We start from the raw sequence: 3,849 nt of genomic DNA, 5'->3' as shown, positions 1-3,849 counted from the left end.
CCTGCGCTCACCCTCACCGAACACGCCGGCGGTGCGCGGGTACGGCGATCGGCGGAGCCGGTGGACGCGTTCGGCGACGACGACGGCTTCGAAATCCACGTCTATTCCCACCCCGCCCTCGATATCGACCATCTGGCAATCGATTTCGCCGGCACCCGGCCCGCGGTGAGGAACATCTCGCTGCGGGTGGACCGCGGACAGATCCTCGCACTCGTCGGCGAAACCGGCTCGGGCAAGACGATGACCGCCCACGCGATCACCGGACTGCTCCCGCCGACGGCCACGGCGACCGGCTCCATCCGGGTCGACGGTGTCGAAGTACTGAATTCGCAGGCACTCGAACGTAGTTCACCATCATCGGCGGCGTCGGCACTGCTCCTGAGGGATCCGCGACACGCCCTCGACCCGAGATTGCGCATCGGCACTCAGATCGGTGAGGTGCTGCGTGCGCACAGTGACCTTCCACGACACGACCACCGCGCGCGGGCACTGGATCTTCTTGACCTGGTTGACTTTCCGGACCCTCAGCGCTACATCGACGCCTACCCGGGGCAACTGACCACCGGGGACCGGCAGCGGGCGGCGATCGCGCTCGCGATGGCGACCGAACCCGCACTGCTGGTGGCCGACGAACCGACCGCAACCCTCGACACCGGTGAACAGGCGGCGCTGCTGGCGCTGCTACGCCGACTCCGGGACCGCACCGACGTCGGAATCCTGCTGATCACACACGATCTGGGCGTGGTGGCCGATATCGCCGACCGCGCCGTCGTCGCGCAGCGCGGCGAGGTGGTCGAGCGGGCGGGAGTGTTCGAATGGTTTGCCCGGCCGAATGCCATCTACGCCAAGCGATTACACGCCATAGCCCCCAAACTTCCCGCGGCGACGTTCGGGGACGACGGCCTGCCCGAATTGCGCACACCGATTCTGGAGGTGAGCCATCTGCATGTGGGCTCCGTCCCCGTGAGCACGCCTTCGCGGGAAGTAGATCTTCAGGGGCGCAATGTGATTCCGGCGCTGCGCGATATCTCGTTCAGCATCGGACCGGGGTCGTCGCTCGGGGTGGTCGGCGAATCGGGTTCCGGCAAGACAGCTCTGGTGAGAGTCGTCGCCGGTCTCATACCGGTCGGATTCGGCCGCGTCGCCCTCGACGGAACGGACATGGCCGCCCTGAGCGGGCGCGGGCTGCGGGACCTGCGCCGGCGGGTCGCATTGCTGCCGCAGGACCCCGCGACAACGCTCGACCCAAGACTGACCGTCGTCGAGTCCGTGGCCGAACCGCTGCTGCTGTGGGGTGAGGATGCCGCGACCGCCACCACCCGGGCCACCGAGCTACTCGACGCGGTCGGTGCGGGCGGACGCGGCGCCGACCGGCGACCCGGCGAACTCACCGACGGTGCACGACAACGCGTTGCGCTGGCGCGGGCGCTGGCACTGGCACCCGACCTCATCGTCACCGACGACCCCACCCGCGGACTCGACGTCTCGGTGCAGGCGTCGTATCTGCGGCTGTTCACCGAACTGCGGCGACGTTTCGGGTTCGCGGCCCTCTACAGCGGGCACGACATCGCCGTCGTCGCCCAGGTCGCCGATGACGTGCTGATCCTGCGGCGCGGTCGCGTGGTCGAATCCGGACCCGTACGACGCGTGCTGACCGTGCCGGTCGAGGACTACACGCAGCGGCTCGTCGACACCGTCCCCTATCCCGATCCGGTGGTGCAGCGGGATCGGCACGCGGCCGAGTCCGGAAGTCCGTGGGTGTAGTCGTGCTCAGCCGAGGGCTGGGTGTAACGGCCCTCAGCCGAGGGCGTAGACGCTCCAACGCAGATCGCGCAGCAGGTCGCCGGGCGTCGCGTAGTCCTCCGGGTCGAGGGGTTTGCCGAAGTACACGGTGACCCGTTTGCTGCGGTCGAAACTCTTGCCGCCCTTGCGGAACTTCTTGAGCGGCAACAACTCATTGGAACCGACGATCCGCACCGGAATGATCGGGGTGCGCGTCCGGAACGCCAGCACCGCCGCCCCCGGCTTGAACCGCACTGACTCGCCCGGCGGCACCACCCTGCCCTCCGGGAAGATGATCACCGCACCCCCGTGATGCAGCGCGTTCTCCATCCGGGTCAGCGCATCGTTGCCCGAAGCCGAATCGCCACGGCGCACCGGGATGAAATCGCCCTTGGTGATCAGGAATCCGACGATCGGCCACTTCCACAGTTCGGCCATCGCGATGGCCTGCGCCCGGCGGCGCAACGCCCCCCACAGGAACACCCCGTCGAGCATCGAGATGTGATTGGACGCCAGGATGACCGGCCCTGACGACGGCACGACGTCACGGTTCACGACCCGCACCCGGACGATCTTGAGGGCGGCGATGATCCGCAGGATCCGGCGGATGAACCGCGTCCACAGGCCGGCCCGGAATCCAAGTCCCGCCGGACGTGGACCGGGAGTGAGCGGTGCGTCGAAGTCGTCGTTCACCGTCCTGACATTAGCGCGGTGTCCGGAGTCAGCGTCGTTTGACAGCTCAGCGTCGTTCGACTGACTGCTCAGCGTCGTTCGACTGACTGCTCAGCGTCGTTTGACGATGCCCACGATCCCCAGAATCACCAGCACGATCCCGAGCCCGAGCGTGGCCCACAGCCCGTAGCCCACCTCGATCTCGGCGAACGAGGTCGACTGATCTTTGACGTCGAGGACGTCGATGACACCGATAGCGGCGATGCCCAGACCACCGAGCAGGGCGAAGACCCCGGACACCAGATGCATCGGCGATACCTTGCGGATCGCCACGCTCACCAGTGCGAAGAGGGCCACGACGATCGCCGCGGCCAACGTGAGGACACCGTCCTTGGCCTCCGGATCGGAGTCGAAGTCCGGGAGGTCGAGGGTGCTGCCGTCGACCGATACCGTGCCGATGCCGTTGGCCGACACCCGCACGCCTCCCGATTCCGACACCACCCACGGCAGGAACGCCGCGATACCCACGCCGATAGCGGCGAGCAGCGTGAGGGCGGCGATCACCTTGACCGCACCCGACACGCTCGAACGGGAGGACGGAGGTGCCGCAGGTGCGTCGAACGCCGATGTCCCGACGGCCGGATGGGGCGTCTGCGGATACGGATCCTGCTGGTACGGGCCGGGAGAGGTCGCCTGGGGACCCGTCTGCGGCCCGGCCTGAAGACCACCGTAGGGCGACTGGCCGCCGTAAGCGGATGCATCGGGTTGATGGTGCTGTCCGAATCCCGCCTGGGCTGCTCCCGCCTGGGCGTACGGGGACTGACCCGGCTGGGTTTGGCCGTACGGAATTTGGCCGGGCTGGTCTTGTCCGGGCTGGGTTTGGCCGTACAGGGACTGCCCGTACGGGGTTTGGCCGGGCCGGGACCGACTGTCTTGGGGCTGCGCGTGCTGGGTCTGGGCGTGCTGGGGCTGTCCCGGCGGCGCCTGGCCGGGCTCTGACTGGCCGTACCGGAATTGGGGCCGGCCGATCTGGGTTTCGCCGTACTGGGCTTCACCGTATTGGGGCGCGGGCTGCGCGTACGGGGACTGCCCCGGCTGAGATTGTCCGTACGGCGGGTAACCCGGCTGGGGTGGGCCGTGGTGCGGTGGGCCCTGTTGCACCGGCCCCTGCGGTGTGTGCCCGGGCGGCCCGAACGGAGACGGACTCACCTGCGTCGGACCGTACGGCGTATGGCCGTGTGCGGGCTGATGCCTGCCGGGACCCGGTGACGGTGGCCTCTGCGCAGGATCCTCGCCGGGCCGGCCGAACGGCTGACCCGGCCCCAGCGAACCGTACTGGGGTGGGCCGTCCTGCCCCTGCCCGGACGGTTGCCAATTGTCCTGCCCCGACGCTTG

The 3,849-nt window shown here is 68.6% G+C and carries 2 protein-coding genes and 1 pseudogene; 1 reads left to right on the top strand and 2 read right to left on the bottom strand.

Going from position 1 to position 3,849, the window contains the following annotated elements; all coding sequences use genetic code 11:
- A partial coding sequence (locus KDB67_RS10310) for an ATP-binding cassette domain-containing protein (protein WP_366852077.1) occupies positions 1–1,764 on the top strand: 1,764 nt, incomplete at its 5' end.
- 33 nt (positions 1,765–1,797) lie between these two features.
- Here KDB67_RS10310 and KDB67_RS10305 read toward each other — a convergent pair.
- Positions 1,798–2,475 (bottom strand): lysophospholipid acyltransferase family protein, encoded by a 678-nt coding sequence (locus KDB67_RS10305; RefSeq protein ID WP_291015497.1) that lies wholly within the window; start codon positions 2,473–2,475, stop codon positions 1,798–1,800.
- A gap of 90 nt (positions 2,476–2,565) precedes the next feature.
- A pseudogene (locus KDB67_RS10300) lies at positions 2,566–3,849 on the bottom strand (hypothetical protein); the annotation flags it as partial.

Source organism: Gordonia sp. (in: high G+C Gram-positive bacteria), from assembly GCF_020438995.1.
Classification (GTDB): Bacteria; Actinomycetota; Actinomycetes; order Mycobacteriales; family Mycobacteriaceae; genus Gordonia.
Note: the sequence above shows the minus strand (reverse complement) of the source record. Positions and strands in the feature narration are given on the sequence as shown.